This is a genomic window from Nocardia sp. CWNU-33 (genome assembly GCF_046764895.1).
In the GTDB taxonomy this organism is placed as follows: Bacteria; Actinomycetota; Actinomycetes; order Mycobacteriales; family Mycobacteriaceae; genus Nocardia.
In genome coordinates this window covers 59,628-74,236 of record NZ_JBKOQN010000029.1, presented here as the reverse complement: position 1 = coordinate 74,236, position 14,609 = coordinate 59,628, and the positions used below count along the sequence as shown (strand labels likewise).

At 66.4% G+C, this 14,609-nt stretch carries 19 protein-coding genes and 1 riboswitch; of the genes, 8 read left to right on the top strand and 11 right to left on the bottom strand.

Going from position 1 to position 14,609, the window contains the following annotated elements:
• Positions 1–15: 15 nt before the first annotated feature.
• The 4 genes from ACLMAL_RS30110 to ACLMAL_RS30095 form a co-directional block, all read right to left on the bottom strand.
• Positions 16–285 (bottom strand): hypothetical protein, encoded by a 270-nt coding sequence (locus ACLMAL_RS30110; RefSeq protein ID WP_412002163.1) that lies wholly within the window; start codon positions 283–285, stop codon positions 16–18.
• A 173-nt stretch (positions 286–458) separates the two neighbouring features.
• Positions 459–1,145, bottom strand: coding sequence for a response regulator (locus ACLMAL_RS30105; RefSeq protein WP_412002162.1), 687 nt, complete (start codon positions 1,143–1,145; stop codon positions 459–461).
• Entirely contained in the window at positions 1,145–2,512 is a 1,368-nt protein-coding gene (locus ACLMAL_RS30100; protein ID WP_412002161.1) for a histidine kinase, read from the bottom strand. The genes ACLMAL_RS30105 and ACLMAL_RS30100 overlap by 1 nt, the downstream gene beginning before the upstream one ends.
• Positions 2,509–2,661: a hypothetical protein gene (locus ACLMAL_RS30095; protein WP_412002160.1), complete on the bottom strand. Its 153-nt coding sequence runs from the start codon at positions 2,659–2,661 to the stop codon at positions 2,509–2,511. The genes ACLMAL_RS30100 and ACLMAL_RS30095 overlap by 4 nt, the downstream gene beginning before the upstream one ends.
• On the opposite strand from ACLMAL_RS30095, the gene ACLMAL_RS30090 reads away from it, so the two are divergent.
• Positions 2,660–3,562 (top strand): ABC transporter ATP-binding protein, encoded by a 903-nt coding sequence (locus ACLMAL_RS30090; protein WP_412002159.1) that lies wholly within the window; start codon positions 2,660–2,662, stop codon positions 3,560–3,562. The two genes, ACLMAL_RS30095 and ACLMAL_RS30090, sit on opposite strands and share 2 nt — an antisense overlap.
• Positions 3,559–4,422, top strand: a complete 864-nt coding sequence (locus ACLMAL_RS30085; RefSeq protein ID WP_412002158.1) for an ABC transporter permease — start codon at positions 3,559–3,561, stop codon at positions 4,420–4,422. Before ACLMAL_RS30090 ends, ACLMAL_RS30085 begins: the two co-directional genes overlap by 4 nt.
• 103 nt (positions 4,423–4,525) lie before the next feature.
• Here the strand turns inward: ACLMAL_RS30085 and ACLMAL_RS30080 are convergent, their stop codons facing one another.
• Positions 4,526–5,161, bottom strand: a complete 636-nt coding sequence (locus ACLMAL_RS30080) for a TetR/AcrR family transcriptional regulator (protein WP_412002157.1) — start codon at positions 5,159–5,161, stop codon at positions 4,526–4,528.
• Between the two features lie 109 nt (positions 5,162–5,270).
• Between ACLMAL_RS30080 and ACLMAL_RS30075 the strand changes: the two genes are divergently transcribed.
• From ACLMAL_RS30075 to ACLMAL_RS30065, 3 genes are all read left to right on the top strand, one after another.
• On the top strand, positions 5,271–5,918 hold the full coding sequence (locus ACLMAL_RS30075) for an FMN-dependent NADH-azoreductase (protein WP_328408531.1): 648 nt from the start codon (positions 5,271–5,273) through the stop codon (positions 5,916–5,918).
• Positions 5,918–6,238: a DMT family transporter gene (locus ACLMAL_RS30070; protein ID WP_412002156.1), complete on the top strand. Its 321-nt coding sequence runs from the start codon at positions 5,918–5,920 to the stop codon at positions 6,236–6,238. The genes ACLMAL_RS30075 and ACLMAL_RS30070 overlap by 1 nt, the downstream gene beginning before the upstream one ends.
• A 228-nt stretch (positions 6,239–6,466) precedes the next feature.
• A complete protein-coding gene (locus ACLMAL_RS30065) occupies positions 6,467–6,907 on the top strand; it encodes an OsmC family peroxiredoxin (protein ID WP_379069053.1) in 441 nt (146 codons plus the stop codon).
• A gap of 71 nt (positions 6,908–6,978) precedes the next feature.
• Here ACLMAL_RS30065 and ACLMAL_RS30060 read toward each other — a convergent pair whose 3' ends face one another.
• From ACLMAL_RS30060 to mhuD, 4 genes are all read right to left on the bottom strand, one after another.
• Positions 6,979–7,401: a hypothetical protein gene (locus ACLMAL_RS30060; protein WP_412002155.1), complete on the bottom strand. Its 423-nt coding sequence runs from the start codon at positions 7,399–7,401 to the stop codon at positions 6,979–6,981.
• A 114-nt stretch (positions 7,402–7,515) separates the two neighbouring features.
• Entirely contained in the window at positions 7,516–8,340 is an 825-nt protein-coding gene (locus ACLMAL_RS30055; protein ID WP_412002154.1) for a CbtA family protein, read from the bottom strand.
• Positions 8,331–8,525, bottom strand: coding sequence for a CbtB domain-containing protein (locus ACLMAL_RS30050; RefSeq protein ID WP_328408545.1), 195 nt, complete (start codon positions 8,523–8,525; stop codon positions 8,331–8,333). Before ACLMAL_RS30050 ends, ACLMAL_RS30055 begins: the two co-directional genes overlap by 10 nt.
• Before the next feature lie 30 nt (positions 8,526–8,555).
• A riboswitch (cobalamin riboswitch) is annotated at positions 8,556–8,724 on the bottom strand.
• 67 nt (positions 8,725–8,791) lie between these two features.
• Positions 8,792–9,106 (bottom strand): mycobilin-forming heme oxygenase MhuD, encoded by a 315-nt coding sequence (gene mhuD / locus ACLMAL_RS30045; protein ID WP_328408547.1) that lies wholly within the window; start codon positions 9,104–9,106, stop codon positions 8,792–8,794.
• A 98-nt stretch (positions 9,107–9,204) separates the two neighbouring features.
• Here mhuD and ACLMAL_RS30040 point away from each other — a divergent pair, with 98 nt between their 5' ends.
• The gene (locus tag ACLMAL_RS30040; RefSeq protein WP_328408549.1) at positions 9,205–9,948 is read left to right on the top strand and encodes an alpha/beta hydrolase; all 744 of its coding nucleotides are present in this window, start codon (positions 9,205–9,207) and stop codon (positions 9,946–9,948) included.
• A gap of 3 nt (positions 9,949–9,951) precedes the next feature.
• Here ACLMAL_RS30040 and ACLMAL_RS30035 read toward each other — a convergent pair whose 3' ends face one another.
• Positions 9,952–10,830 carry an A/G-specific adenine glycosylase gene (locus ACLMAL_RS30035; RefSeq protein ID WP_412002177.1) on the bottom strand — a complete coding sequence of 293 codons (879 nt, stop codon included), beginning with the start codon at positions 10,828–10,830 and terminating at the stop codon, positions 9,952–9,954.
• 168 nt (positions 10,831–10,998) lie between these two features.
• Here ACLMAL_RS30035 and ACLMAL_RS30030 point away from each other — a divergent pair, with 168 nt between their 5' ends.
• Positions 10,999–11,622: a carbonic anhydrase gene (locus tag ACLMAL_RS30030; RefSeq protein ID WP_328408551.1), complete on the top strand. Its 624-nt coding sequence runs from the start codon at positions 10,999–11,001 to the stop codon at positions 11,620–11,622.
• Positions 11,623–11,744: 122 nt separating this feature from the next.
• Entirely contained in the window at positions 11,745–12,419 is a 675-nt protein-coding gene (locus tag ACLMAL_RS30025; RefSeq protein WP_328408552.1) for a hypothetical protein, read from the top strand.
• A 715-nt stretch (positions 12,420–13,134) separates the two neighbouring features.
• Here ACLMAL_RS30025 and radA read toward each other — a convergent pair.
• On the bottom strand, positions 13,135–14,541 hold the full coding sequence (gene radA, locus ACLMAL_RS30020; RefSeq protein ID WP_412002153.1) for a DNA repair protein RadA: 1,407 nt from the start codon (positions 14,539–14,541) through the stop codon (positions 13,135–13,137).
• Positions 14,542–14,609: the final 68 nt, after the last annotated feature.

Below are 14,609 nucleotides of genomic sequence, written 5' to 3'. Positions count from 1 at the left end.
TGATTCGGTGCAGGATCAGCTCTTGGCGGGGCGCTTCGGCTCACGCAGCACGGCCAGCCTGCTGCGGTACTGATCCTCGGTGATCTCGCCGCGCGCGAACGCGGTGCGCAATGCGCCGATCCCGCTCTGCTGTCCGATGAATCGACGGCGGACGACGAAGACGACGACCAGGAAGGCGACCCAGAACAGCAGCGGGAAGATCCAGAAAAACGGCCATGGATGCCAGCCGTTGTCGTAGTGATCGGCCAGGAAGGTCAGGGTTTCGGGTTGGGTGAAAATATTCATACCGAAAGCCTGCGCCGCACACCCCTACGGGGGCATCGGCCGCGCGGCGCTACCTGCCCTACGTCTGGACGCGTACGAAAATGCCCGTCCGACAGCGCATCGGTGCCGAAATACCCGATGTTTGCCGCGGCAGAATGCGAGCCGCTGCGAGGCGGTGACCGCGGTGTTGCCCGCTATTGCCAACCGGGGCGGACCAAACCGGATTCGTAGGCCATGACGACGAGCTGGGTGCGGTCGCGGGCGTCGAGCTTCATCAGGATTCGGCTCACGTGCGTGCGGGCCGTGGCCGGGCTCATGAAGAGGCGCTCGCCGATCTCGGCGTTGGTGAGACCCTCGGCAACGAGGGTCATCACCTCGCGCTCGCGGTCGGTGAGTTCGGTGAAGGCCGCAGGCGGCGGTTGTTTTGCGTGTGCGGAGAATTCGGCGATCAGGCGGCGGGTGACACCGGGGGACAACAGTGCGTCACCCGCGGCGACCACCCGGACGGCGCGCACGAGGTCGGCCGGTTCGGTGTGTTTGACCAGGAAACCCGTCGCACCCGCGCGCATTGCCTCGAAGACGTACTCGTCGAGCTCGAAGGTGGTCAGCACGACCACCTTCACCTCGGCGAGCTTCGGGTCCTCAGCGATCATTCTGGTGGCGGCCAGTCCGTCGAGGATCGGCATCCTGATGTCCATCAGCACCACGTCGGGGGCGAGCCCGCGGGTCATCCGCACGGCCTGTTCACCGTTGTCGGCCTCACCGATCACCTCGATGCCGTCCTGGGCATCGAGCAGTGCGACGAAACCGCCGCGCACCAGCGCCTGATCGTCGACGACCAACACCCGGATCGGCGCCTCGGTTGCGCGATGGTCTGTCATCACACCTCCTGAGCGGTGGAGCCACTGGGGTTGTCTGCGTCCTCGGTCGGCACGCTGGCGGGTAGCCGGGCCGCGACCCGGAATCCGCCGCTCGGCCGTGGGCCTGCGGTGAGTGCGCCGCCGAGCGCGTGCGCCCGCTCCCGCATGCCGATGACGCCGTTGCCCCCGCTGGATCCGGACCTGGATGGGGTGCCGGTGGGGCGGGTGTTGTCGACGGTGATGTCGACCGAGTCCGCGGTGTAGCGCACGGTCACCGTCGCCGCAGCGCCCGGCGCGTGCCGTGCCACGTTGGTGAGTGATTCCTGGATGATCCTGGCCGCTGCCACGTCGATGACGCTCGGCAGCCCGTGCGCGGTGCCGATGATCCGGGTGTCGACGATCAGTCCGGCGGTGCGGGCCCGCTGCAGGAGGGTGTCCAGATCCTCGATGCTCGGCGCGGGCGCCCGTGGCGCTGGAATGGGGCGAAGTGGCGGCGGTTGTGATTCGGACTGCCTGCTGTCCGGGTCGGTCGAATAACGTTGCGCGCGTTTCGAATCGCGGCCTGCGGTGGAGCCGCGTGTGGTGCCGTCGGTCCGCTCGAGCGGGGGCTCGGCCTGGGCCTCGGCGGCCGTCGCACCGGTGCGAATCGCGTGCAACAACGTGTGCACCTCGGCCAGTGCGTCCTTGCTCGCGGTCTTGATCGCGGCCAGCGCCGACTCCGCCTGCTGCGGTTTCTTGTCGAACAGTTCCAGCGCCACCGATGACTGCACATTGATCAGCGAAAGGCTGTGGGCCAGCACATCGTGCAGCTCGCGTGCGATAGCGAGCCGCTCCTCGCTGGCCCGCCGCTGCCGCTGCGCCTGCTCGTCGCGGCGGGCGGCTTCGGCCCGCTGCCTGCGCGCCACCAGCACCGCCTGTCGTTGCCTGATGCCCTCGGCGATCGAAATCAGCACGCTGAGCCAGGCGATCATCCCGAAAGCCAGCCACGGGTCGGCGGGGTGCCCGATCAGCGCCGGCAGTGGCCAGACCAGTGCGAGATAGCCGATCGGCACGAGCGGATAAGTCCACCACCGCGACCCGATGACTGCCGCGGAAATAAAGGCGATCACCAGCGAAATGAAGATCGGGCCGTAGCCGTAGCCGCGCAGCAGATACACCGCACAGGACGCGATCGTCACAAGTAGCACGGGCAGCGGCTGTGATCGGCGCAGGAGCAGGGCGATGGGTCCGACGAGCAACAGCGCGTAGCCCAGCACGTCCAGCGAGTGCACGCCGGTTTGGCGCATGTTCGCATTGCGCCCACCGGCAAGCTGGATCACCCCGACGACGAACGCGAGGCCCCAGTCCCGAACGACCGGGCCACGTTTCGATTCCCCTGGCGCTGTCACCCCTGCAGCCTATTAGGCCGCTGCGCGCTCAGCGTCCGCCGCGCTGCGTATTTGCCGGGTACGTCGTGGACGTAGGCCTGGATACGTACGTCGGCCTGCGCCGCGCGGCGGATGTGGCGGACCTGGTCGGGGGCGGATTCTCGGGGCATGACAGATTCCATCGTGGTCACCGCAGGGCTGACCAAACGCTACGGCGCCCACACCGCCGTCGACCGCGTGAGCATGAGTGTCGGGGCCGGTGAGATCTACGGATTCCTCGGCCCGAACGGTGCGGGCAAGACGACCACGTTGCGCATGCTGGTCGGCCTGATCCGCCCGAGCAGCGGCACCGCGACCGTGCTCGGCCATACGCCGGGTGACCCGGCGGTGGTCCGCCGCATCGGTGTCCTGATCGAGGGCCCCGGCTTCTATCCCTACCTGTCCGGCCGCGACAACCTGCGGGTGCTCGCGAAATACCGGGGCCTGGACCGTGCCGCTGTCGAGGAGGCGCTCGACCGGGTCGGACTCGCGGGCCGCGCCGACGACAAGTTTCGCACCTATTCCCTTGGTATGAAGCAGCGCCTCGGCGTCGGCGCGGCCCTGCTCGGCCATCCCGATCTGTTGATCCTCGACGAACCGACGAACGGCCTCGACCCGCAGGGCATGGCCGAAATGCGGGAGCTGATCACCACTCTCGCCGGTGACGGGCACACGGTGCTGCTGTCGAGTCACATGCTCAGCGAGGTGCAGGAGATCTGCGACCGCGTCGGCGTCATCTCCGGCGGCAACCTGCTCGTGGAATCCACTGTGGCCGAATTGCGTGGCGCCTCTTCACTCTTGCTGCGCGCCGAGCCGCTCGAATTGGCCTTCCCCGCGGTACGACAGGTGGTCGGTGATCGTTCAGCGCTGTTGACGGCGGGCGGCATTCGGATCGAATCCGGTGCCGAGACTGCTCCCGCCGTCGCCCGCGCGGTGATCGAGGCAGGCGCGGATCTGCTGGAACTTCGAATCGATGAAAAGTCCCTCGAAGAAGTCTTCTTCGAAATGACCCAGCTGGAGGCGGCGAAATGAATGGGCAGGCAAGGAAAGATCTGCTGGCGAGCACCGGCGCTGAGCTGCTCCGGCTGCGGAAGTGGCCTGCATTCTGGATCATTCTCGGCACCTGGATTCTCTTGAATCTTACGTTTTCGTACCTGTTCAACTACCTCGCCTACAGCTCGGGCGAATCGTCGCGTATGTCGAACGGGCAGCCCAAAGAGGTACTGCTGCAGCAAATGTTGCCCGCGGCCGTCCCGGAAGTCTTCACGCAGGGCATGGCCATGTTCGGCGGCGCGTTGATGCTCATCCTCGGTGCCCTGAGCATCGGCAGCGGATATGGCTGGGGCACCTGGAAGACAGCGTTCACCCAGGCACCGTCGCGGATCACCTCGCTCGGCGGTGCGGTGGTGAGTCTGGCATTCGTGGTTGTGGCGCTGGTCTGCGTCGCTTTCGCGGCGGATATCGGTGTCGCGTCGATCATCGCGCTCTCGCAGTCACAGTCGCTCGCGCTGCCCGGTTTCGGTCCGGCGGCGAACGGAATCATCACCGGGACAGCAATTCTCGGAATGTGGACGCTGGCAGGTGCGCTGATCGGCGCAATCGCCCGTGGTCCTGCGCTTGCGGTAGGTCTGGGTCTGGTGTGGGTGCTGGTTGTAGAGAATCTGCTGCGCGGTGTCGCCGGAATATTCGAGCCGATCAAGGTGATCACCGATCATCTGCCCGGCACGGCGGCGGGATCGATGGCCGGTGCGATGCGCACGGTGCAGGGCCCGGCAACGCCGGGTGTGCTCGATATTCTGTCGCGAACCGAGTCATTGATCGCGCTCGCCGGCTATATGGTCGTGTTCGTTACGGGCACATTGTTATTGGTGCACCGGCGAGACATGGTCTGATTGTCGGCGGAATTCGGAATACCTCGAAACCGTTGGCGGACAACAGTTCGTCAGCGGTTTCGGCATGTTCCCGCTTGCCGGGCCGAGTGGTGCGGAATTCCGATCAACTCGTGGCCGAGCCGATGACGAAATGAGCCAGCCTGCTCAGCGCCTCGGCAATGTGCGCCGCGCTCGAGCCGCGTTCACGTTGATGCTGAAAAACCTCGGCGGCCAATGGCGCGAGCAGCGGATCAACCAGTGCGTCGGGATCTGCGACGCCCCCGGCGACAAGCAGCGACCGCACATGCAGATACCAGAACCCGTATGCACCGGTGCGGAATCGCGCCCCACCACTCTCGGCACCGAGCACCAAATGCGCATGTGCTTCGAGCAATTCGACCATGGCCGTGTAAAAGGCCGCGAGCCGCTCGTCCGGCGGCGCGCCCGGCCCGAGCGGCGCAGCGCCGCGCAGCAACTTCTCCTGCAGCGCGCGCTCGTGCTCGTCCAATAGCGCGACGGCGATCGAATTCTTGTCCGGATACCGGCGATAGAGCGTGCCGCGGCCGACGCCTGCCGCCTTGGCGATGTCATCCATCGTCACGGTGCGCGGATCGCGGGTGGCGAACAGTTCGGCGGCGGCGGCGAGGACCTTGGCGCGATTGCGTGCCGCGTCGGTGCGCTCGGTAGGCGCAGGCGCGATCGCTTCCGGCGGTGTCGCACTCGACGAAACGCCGGTGAGCAGGTCGAATCGGGGGTCCATGTCTCCGACTGTAGTCGATTCGAAGATAAGTGGACAAGATGTCCATTTAGCGCTAGCCTCATTCTCGACACGAAGCGGACATTATGTCCAGTTAGTTGGAGGCCTGACAATGAGCACACTGCTGCACCTCGACGCGAGCGCCCGCCGTCACTCGATCAGCCGCGAGGTGAGCGCCGCGTTCGCCGATGCCTGGCGCGCCGAGAACCCCGAAGGCGGTTATCGGTACCGGGATCTGGCGGCTGATCCGGTGCCGTTCATCGGCGAGGCATGGACCGAGTTGTGCGATGCGGTGCTCGCCCTCGGCAGCACCGACCTGGATCGGCTCCCGGAACTGGTCCGCACCCCGGCTCAGGCCGAAGCTTGGGCGATCGTCGCCCCGCTGCTGGCAGAGCTACTGGCCGCCGATGTGATCCTGATCGGCACCCCGATGTACAACTACTCGATCCCCGCCTCGCTCAAGGCGTGGCTCGATCAGGTGACCTTTCCGCGAATGTCATTGGGACACCGGCGTTTCGTCGTAGCCACCGCCCGCGGCGGCGCCTACTCGCCGGGCGCTCCCAAGGCTGCATTCGACTACCAGGAGCGCTATCTGCGCGACTTCTTCGCAGGCCACTTTGCGGTGCACGACACCGTCTTCGTCAACGCCGAACTGGCCAACTCCCGTCAGGACCCACTTCTGGCGACAAAGCGCGGCGAGCACGACGCGTCCTACGCCGCCGCCATCGACACCGCCCGCAACCTCGCGAAGCAGTACTGATGAACTGGATCGTCCTCGGCGTGGCCGGCGTGGTGGAGATCATCTGGTCGCAGAGCATCAAACCCACCGAGAACTTCACCCGCCTCGTCCCCACCGTCGTCTGCTTCATCCTGGGAGCCGTAGCGGTCTACCTACTGTCCCGAGCCATGCAGACCCTCCCCGTCGGCACCGCCTACGCGATCTTCACCGGCATCGGCGCCGTCGGCGCGATCGGCCTCGGCATCATCGTCAACAAGGACCCGCTCAGCGCAGGCAGACTCCTGTCCCTATCCCTGATCCTCGGCGGCATCGTCCTCGCCCGCGTCACCAACCCGGACTAGTTTCTTGTGATCTCTTCGCCCCAGGTGACAACTGATCTCGTAAGCACATGGGTAACTCACCGGGCACGGGCCAACAGAGCAGCCCGCCGCACCCCCGGGCGCCAACGCCATCCTCGCGGCACCTGAGTCTGGCCTGGATTCGCGGGGAGGCGGATGAGCCCTGAAGACGCGGAGAGGCGGGACCGGTAAGTTCGGTGTGTTTCACGTAACAACATCGAAAGGACCGTGATGCCCACACGTACCGCGCGCACTGCTTGGACCGGCTCTCTGCAGGAGGGTTCGGGACAGGTCGAGCTGGCCAGCTCCGGCGTTGGCAAGTACGACGTGTCGTTTCCCAAGCGTGCCGCCGACGATGCCGACGGCACCACCAGCCCGGAGGAACTGATCGCGGCGGCACACTCCTCATGCTTCGCGATGGCCCTCTCGGCGCAGATCGCCAATGCGGGCGGCACCCCGGAGAGCCTGGATGTCACCGCCGACGTCACCCTCGGCCCTGACCCGGACGGCGGATTCCGCATCAGCGGCATCAAGTTGACCGTCCGCGGCAGGGTCGCCGGCCTCGATGCCGACGGTTTCGCCGCTGCGGCCGCCGCCGCAAAGGCGGGCTGCCCGGTCAGCAAGGCGCTGGCAGGCGTCGACAACATCACGCTGGACGCCGCGCTCGCGTAAGCAGGGTGATTTCCCGGTTTCCTCGCACCTGCTCCGACAGCGGTCCGAGGTGCGAGGAACCGAGTGGTTTATCAGGACGCCCGGGTCGTGCGAAAGTAGCGGCGGGCGGTGGGGTGGTACATCGCGGGGATCGCGATCAGGACGGCGAGAATGTGTCCGGTCCGGAAGATCCCGGTGATCACCGCCGATGGGCTGAGATTGTCGAAGAGATCGCCGATTTCTTTGGCGGACAACGTGGCGGCCGCTGGCTCGATGATCAGCGAGGCGAGTCCGACTATCCCGATGCCGATGGTCAGAACGATGCGGGCCCAACGGGCGCCGTGCGCCATCCGGATGGCGACGCCGAGAACCACGAGGTAGATGATGCCCCGCACTGCTAGGCCGGTGGTGAGAGAACCCACATCGGCGCTGGGGCTGTCGAGCTGCACCGCGACATAGGTCAGGGCCTCGCCGACGCCGCAGAGCAGTGCGGCGACGAGGCCGGTGAATGCCACCGGAACAGCGCGCGGTGGGCGCACAGGATGTTCGGCGCGCAAAGGTGCTGGCCAAACGGAAAAGGCAGTGCCGGTCATGAGACCAACACTGCCTTCGACCTTCCGAAGCGCGGATCAGCCCGCGGTAGCGACCTGCTCTCGTACCGGAGTGCTAGGGCGCGCGGCGAATTCGGTGAGTGCCGCGAAGCCCAAGCCGAGGCACGCCCACAACGTGGCCGATTCGGCCAGCGAGGCCGCCCGGAACTGCCACAGCAGGGTCGCGGGGAAGTCGGCCTTCACCTCGTTCACGCCGGGCAGCAGGATGTAGCCGACCGCCGCGATCAGCACGAAGGCCCCGACACCGACGATCAGCCGGAACGTCTCGAGCTGTGCCGCAAGGGCTTTGTAGACGAACACGCCGATGCCGACGGCCGCGAGGCCGAGCAGCACCGCCGCCACCCACAGCCAGGTGCGGTCGTTGATCGTTTCCGGATCACCCACCGCGGGCGGGTTCGCGGGGTACTTGAAGAACGGCACGGCCACGATCGCCGCCCAGCCGCCGACAGCCAGGCCGATCGCGAGCTTGGGGCCCGACAGTGTGGTGTACCGACGCGCGAAATGCGCCGCCGCAGCGAAGATGGCGCCGAACGCCATTCCAGCGAGGCCGAGCGCGAGGAATTGACCCGCCTTCTGTCCGCTCCGGCTGACCAGCGGTTCTTCCTCGTCGCCGTGCGAATGCCCTGCGGTCGACTCGGCATGCGCCGCTTCCGTAGCGGAATTGGCCTCCTCGATGGCAATGGCAGCGTCCACCTTGGGCTCGCCGACGAAGTAGCCCACCGTACCGGCCAGCAGGCCGGCGATGAGGCCGGCCAGCAGGCCACGTAACAGCAGGGTTTTGAGCGAACCGAGCAGTGGGACGGCAGCCGACAGAGTCGGCGAAGTAGGTGAATTCAGTGGCATGGAACACCGAGCAGGTGACGTCCGTCGTGCATCAACTCGTGCATGAACATCCCGCTACGCGAGATGGCCCCCTGGTCGAAACCGACCAGGTACAGCGTGAGGAGTGCGAGAAGAACGACGCCCACAGCGATGAGTAGTGTGGCGAGTGAATCGGTTGCCCGGCTCGGTGAATGCGCGATGGCCATTCGAATCCTCCTAGGGATGCGCGTCCCGTCGAGTGGTCGGTGCGATGGTGCCGGCGTCTGGCTTTCCGGCACCAGGACTCGAAAACGACCCCTCGATGCATGGAACACAGTGGCGCGACCGCTCCGGATTTGCACCGGAATTACCGCGTCACCATCGCGTTTATCTCCTCGAACTGTGACACCTGCGAGTGCCCGACGTCAATACGGCCGCCGGGTTACCGACGCAACGGTGGGCGAGTCAACCGGCCGGGTGCGCCGGTCTTGCCTCAGGAAGCGGGTTTCGCAGCGACGTCGAGCACGACCTCGAATTCCAGCAGTGACGCACCCGTGGAAACCGGCTTCTGCCGCTCGCCCGCATGCGCCTCACGCGCAGGCCCGTCCCGCCACGCCGCGAAGGATTCCTCCGAATCCCACTGGGTGACAACGAAGTACCGGTTCTCTCCGGCGACGGGGCGCAACAATTGGAAGCCGAGAAATCCCGGCGAGCCCTCGACCGCATGCGCGCGGTGAGCGAACCGCTTTTCCAACTCGGGGCCCGCGCCCTCAGGAACCTCGATTGCATTGATCTTCACGACTGGCATGGGTTCGACAATACGTTTGCCGATCGATCGGTGATCACGCGCAAGCCATCAGAGGGGCCGCGAACACGCGACGGCACAAGCGCTGCAAAATCAGCAGAGTGTTGCATGACGAAGGTGGGGCAGGGGTTCCGATCCTGCTGTTGCACGGGTTGATGGGCAGTGCTCGCACCTGGGGTGGTCAGCTGGAGTGGCTGCGGGGGTTCGGGCATGTCTATACGTTCGATGCTGCTGGGCACGGTCGACCAGCGCCCGCTGAACTCACTACCGAGGCGTTTATCGAAGACTTGGCGGCGGCGACCGCGCAGATCTCCGAGCCCATGGTTGTGATCGGGCATTCGATGGGCGGGTTGCACGGCTGGGTCTTTGCTGCGGCCTATCCCGATCGGGTGCGTGCGCTGGTTGTCGAGGACATCGCACCGGATTTCACCGGACGGACGGCTCAGGATTGGGCGGCGATGATCGAGGCGTGGCCGCCGTTTCCGGACGAGGATGCGGTGCTGGACTTTTTCGGTCCGGTCGCTGGGCGGTATTTCCTGAATTCGTTCGAGCGCGGAGCGGACGGCTATCGGCTGCACGGTTCGGTCGAGACCTTCCGTGATATTTCCGAGGAGTGGGGGACCCGCGATTTCTGGGCGCAGTGGAAGGCGATCACGGTGCCCGCGCTGCTGATCGAAGGCGAATTCACCATTACGCCGGCGGGGCAGATGCGGCAGATGGCCGTCGTCCACCCGGACGCCGTCTATGTGAAGATCCCGAACTCCGGCCATCTCGTGCACGACGACCAGCCCGAGCGGTACCGCGCCGAGGTCGAGGTGTTCCTGCGCCGGGTCCTCGGCGAGTAGCTGTCAACCGACCGGTTGCCCGCCCTCGCCCGCGAGGGCGAACAGGCCCCCGGCGGTCTGCTCGATCAGTCCGTCGATGAGCAGCGAATCCAAGGCGCGGTCGCGTTGGCCCGGGTCACGAGTCCAGGCCAGGTCGAGGCGCACCCGTTCCACCGGTCCGGTGGCATCGCGCAGTACATCGAGCAGTCTGCCCCGAGCCTGCCGGTCGGTGCCCTCGTACTTCTGGGTGCGCCGAACCACCTCCGACACCGGCCGGCCCGAGGCCACCCACGCGCACTGCGGCAGCGGGCAGCGATCGCAGTCGGGGGTTCGCGCGGTGCACACCGTCGCACCGAGTTCCATCAGCGCCGCGGAAAATACCGCGGCCCGATCGATCTGCCGCGGCAGCAGCGCCTCGGTCTCGGGCAGATCGCGCGAGGACGGGTTGCCCGCCTCCGCGCGGCCGTATACCGCACGAGCCACGACTCGGCGAACATTGGTGTCCACCACCGGAACTCGCTGACCGTAGGCGAAACAGGCCACCGCGCGCGCGGTGTACGCACCGATCCCGGGCAGCCCGAGGAGTAGGTCGACGTCGGTGGGCACCTCGTCGCCGTACTGCTCGGCAAGCACCCGCGCGCATTCGTGCAGCCGCAGTGCGCGGCGCGGATATCCGAGCTTGCCCCACGCGCGCAGCACCTCGGCCTGCGACGAGGCCGCCATCGCCGAGGGCACCGGCCAGCGGGCCACCCACTCGCGCCAGATCGGCTCGACTCGCACCACCGGCGTCTGCTGCAACATGATCTCGCTCATCAGAATCTGCCACGCCGTTACCTCGGCCCGGCGCCACGGCAGATCCCGTGCGGTGCGCTCATACCAGTCCAGCAACACCACAGCGTCGATGCTCTTTTGCGCCGAGTTGCTCTTGCTCGGTGCACCCGCGCTCTTGTGCGCTGCGCCGCTCTTCGGCACCGCCCTCACCGTTCCTCGTGTGTTTCGGCCAGTCGATATTTGCCAACCCGTAACGAAACGAACTCGCTGGTAACCAATCTGATGTGCACAATGGTCGGTATGCCTGATTCCAACCCGATCAGTGCCTGGAAATCCCTCCGCGAGGGCAACGAGCGCTTCGTCAACGGCAGTCTGCTGCATCCTAGCCAGGGTGCCGTGGACCGAGCCAAGCTCGTCAGTGGCCAGCACCCGTCCGCAATCCTGTTCGGTTGCGGAGACTCCCGCGTCGCGGCCGAGCTCATCTTCGACCAGGGCCTGGGCGACATGTTCGTGGTGCGCACCGCGGGCCATGTGGTCGACAGTTCGGTGCTGGGGTCGATCGAGTACGGCGTGCAGGTGCTGAACGTGCCGCTCATCGTGGTGCTCGGACACGACAGCTGTGGTGCAGTGAAGGCCACCATCGACGCGCTGGACGGCGGCGAGGTGCCGGGCGGGTTCATTCGCAGTGTGGTCGAGCGGGTCACGCCGTCGATTCTGATCGGTCGCAGGGAGGGTCTGTCCACCGTCGACGAGATGGAGGCCAGGCACGTGGTGGAAACCAGCAGGCTGCTCATGCAGCGCTCGATGATCATTTCGCAGCGGGTGGCCACCGGCGAGTGCGCGATCGCCTGTGTGACCTACAAGCTGGCCGACGGTCGGGTGGAGCTGCAGCGTGTCGTCGGCAACATCGGCGAGCTCGCCTGAATCGATCACTGGAGCGTTTCCCCAGCGTGCGGGGCCGAATTCGGTCGCCACGTTCGCCTTTTCCGCCCCGACACGCCGGAGCCCTGAGTCGCTGCGCCCGATCGTGCCCTTACCGTTGAGGCGTGCTGGAACCGAATGGACCGCTGCCTCCGGAGATCTATTGGCGTCGCCGCGTTCTCGCCATCGGAGTCCTGGTCGTGGCGCTCGCGCTGGTGATCTGGCTGGTGGTGATGTTCGCGCGTGGCGGTGATTCCCCCGTCAGCGCCAAGGCGGCGGCGAGCTCGTCGTCGGTGACCAAGGCTGCCGAAGGCTCGTCGGTCAAGCCCTCGACCAGCGCGGAATCGAGTGCACCGAAGGCCTCCGGCAGTGCGTCCGCGACGCCGAGCGGCAGCCCGGTGGCACAGGGCCAGTGCCCGGATCAGTCGCTCGCCGTGCGGGTGACGGTGGAGCAGCCCACCTACAAAATCGGTGAGACGCCGGTGTTCGGCATCGTGATCACCAATATCTCGACGTCGCCGTGCTCGCGCGATGTCGGCTCGGGCCTGCAGCAGGTTTCCGTGCTCACCCTCGACGGCCAGCGCAGGCTGTGGTCGAGCACCGACTGCTACCCGGATGGCCAACCCGATGTCCGGACGTTGAACCGTGGCGAACAGGCCGCCTTCACTGTCACCTGGTCCGGCTCGACGTCACAGCCCAACTGTGCAGGCGACCGCGTGCCGGTGCCTGCGGGCGCGTATGCCGTTGTCGCACAACTCGGTTCGGTACGTAGCTCGGTAGAGCCTTTCAACATCGCTTGAGCTGTGTTTTTTGGCAGCGCCTGCGGCGCTGCGTGTTCGCGGCCCCCTTGGTCTCGCTTCCGAGCCGTCGAGACTCGCGACTTCGTCGCATGCGCTTCGACGGCTCGGAAGCGAGACGGGCCGCGAACTCTAGTGCTCGGTCTCGCTTCGCTCGGAAGGTGTCATCGTGCCGAGTGGGGGCGTTGGTAGTTGAGCTTGCGACTTTGGTTTAGGCGCTTAGGGGGCTGTAGACGCTCAGGGGCTGTAGAGGTGGGATGCGCCCTGAACTCTGGTGCTCGGTCTAGCTTCGCTTGGAAGGTGTCATCGTGCCGGGTGGGGGCGTTGGTAGTTGAGCTTGCGACTTTGGTTTAGGCGCTTAGGGGGCTGTAGAGGTGGGATGCGGCCCGAACTCTGGTGCTCGGTGTCGCTGCGCTTGGAAGGTGTCATCGCGCCGAGTGGGGGCGTCGGTGACTGAGCTTGCGACTTCGGTGGATGGTCTTCGGCTGTTGTGAAAGGTGGGACGGCCGCGGACGCTGGTGCTGGGTCTCGCTTTGCTCGGAAGGTGTCATCGTGCCGAGGGGTGCGTCTGTGGTGATGGTTGCGACTTTGGTGGATGCGCCTCGGGCGCATGTGGCATGGGCCGGGCCGCTCATTCTGGGCTCGAGTTCCGCTCGGAGTCTGTGTTGTAGCGAGTGCGGGCGCGGTGGCGACGTCGCGAGGGTGGTGGATGTGCTGGTTAGAAGTCAGCCGCCTTCTCGGCGGGGGCCTTGCGGGGTTTGCGGAGGCTTGCGAGGCGGATGGCCGATTTCAGGTCGGTGACTTCGTGGACTTTCATGCCGCTCTTGGACCGCTCCAATCCGGGTGGCACCAGAGCTGTGGTGAAGCCGAGTCGTTCGGCTTCGGCCAGTCTGCGAGCGATTCCGGTCACCTTGCGCACCTCGCCTGCCAGGCCGACCTCGCCGAGAATTACCCAGCCGGGTGGCAGTGCGATGTCGGATTCGGCGCTGGCGATGGCCAGCGCGATGGCCAGGTCGGCGGCGGGCTCCAGCAGCCGCATGCCGCCGACCGTCGCGGCGTAGACGTCGTGTTTACCGAGGAAGACTCGGCCGCGGCTCTGCAGTACAGCAAGGACCATCGCGACCCGGTTGTAGTCGAGGCCGCTGACCGCTCGGCGTGGCTGCGGAATCTCGGTGTTCACCGTGAGCCCCTGGACCTCGGCGACCAGCGGTCGTTTGCCATCCATGGCCACGGTGACCGCGGTGCCGGGCACCGAATCGGTGCGGTGGTGCAGAAACAGCCCGGACGGGTCGGTGACGCAGGCGATGCCGTCGTCGTGCAGTTCGAAGCAGCCGACCTCGTCGGCGCCGCCGAAGCGGTTCTTGATGCCGCGCACCATGCGCAGCGTGGAGTTCTTGTCGCCCTCGAACTGCAGTACGACATCCACCAGGTGTTCCAGGGTGCGCGGGCCCGCGATATTGCCGTCCTTGGTGACGTGCCCGACCAGCAGCACCGCGATCCCGCTCGCCTTGGCGAGCGAGGTCAGCGCCGCGGCCACCGCGCGCACCTGGGTGACGCCGCCGATGGTTCCGTCCACATCGGGCGTGAGCATGGTCTGTACCGAGTCGACGACGAGCAGCGAAGGACGCACCTGCTCGACATGCCCGAGCACCACCGAAAGATCCGACTCCGCCGCGAGGTACACCCGCTCGTGCACCGCACCGGTGCGGTCGGCGCGTAGCCGGACCTGACCGGCCGACTCCTCCGCGGTGACATACAACGACTTCTCGTCGCGCTGATTCGCCCACCGATGGGCGACCTCGAGCAGCAGCGTGGACTTGCCGACTCCCGGCTCGCCGGACAGCAGTACGACCGATCCCGGGACGATGCCGCCGCCGAGCACCCGATCGAGCTCCGAGACGCCGGTCGGCCTGGCCTGTGTCACCTTCGAATCGATCTGCGAGATCGGCGCCGCCGCGGTGCTGGGCAGCATCGCCCGTCGCCCCGCGGGTGTGCCCGCACCGCCCGCCGACCCGGCTACCTCGTTCACCGTGCCCCACGCGCCGCACTCCGGGCACTTGCCCACCCACTTGGCGACCTCGTGCCTGCAGGCCGAGCATTGGAAGATCGACTTGGTCTTTGCCACAGGCGCACCTTACGTACCACGTCCGACAACCGGACTGGACGGAAAAGAAAACGGCTGCCGCGCCCTGC